Below are 695 nucleotides of genomic sequence, written 5' to 3' on the forward strand. Positions count from 1 at the left end.
GCTTTCTAAGGCACAATAAACCATGAACATCTCGATCAAATCTTATCAGACGAGCATTCCCGCAAAAGCGCCTGCTCAGGAAGGCTTGCGATCGGAGAACACTACAAAGTCCACTACTGAAAACACCAACTCAAGCACTGCCGCAACCGTTTCAATATCCAGTTCCGCTCAGGCACGCTATATTCAAAGCAGTGCTATCGAGCGACAGACATCCATGTCACAAAGCGAGTTGAAGAGCCTATATGCAAAAGGACAGAAGGATATTTATAATTTCGGACACCTTATTGCAGGCGGGAGCTATAACAAAGACGACTTACTTCCAAAAACAGACGATCCCGCTCGATTGACTTTAGGCCAGAAGTCTCTGGATTGGGCCATCGGGCTATCCCAATCCCCGCCCAAGCATCTTTCCAATCCGTTCGCAGGCATGGCTCGAAATGATTTGAGCGCCATTGTCTATGATGATTCGGGAACTTACACAGAAGCAGAACGATATGCCGCTTATGGGGAACTTAGCAAGCAGGATGAAGCATATTTCTCCAGCCTGTCAGCCAAACTAACAAATGGTGGCGATAACCGTGATTTTTTTCAAAAGCATTCTGGACTACTTCGATGATCTGCCTCCGGTAGAAAAGGCGGCCTACCCGGATGGTCACAGGGACAGCATCGATAGCCTGTACCAAGAACAACTAGAC

Annotated in this window: 1 protein-coding gene; it reads left to right on the top strand. The window is 47.6% G+C overall.

Annotation, left to right across the window (positions count from 1 at the left end; translation table 11 throughout):
• Nucleotides 1-22: 22 nt before the first annotated feature.
• On the top strand, nucleotides 23-616 hold the full coding sequence (locus HW932_RS21490) for a hypothetical protein (protein ID WP_176978485.1): 594 nt from the start codon (nucleotides 23-25) through the stop codon (nucleotides 614-616).
• The last annotated feature ends 79 nt before the right edge of the window (nucleotides 617-695 follow it).

The organism is Allochromatium humboldtianum, from assembly GCF_013385175.1.
Taxonomy (GTDB): domain Bacteria; phylum Pseudomonadota; class Gammaproteobacteria; order Chromatiales; family Chromatiaceae; genus Thermochromatium; species Thermochromatium humboldtianum.

What these genes read in the sequence shown, in the direction of transcription:
- HW932_RS21490 (WP_176978485.1), top strand. Translation starts at nt 23, where the DNA reads ATGAACATCTCGATCAAATCTTATCAGACGAGCATTCCCGCAAAAGCG.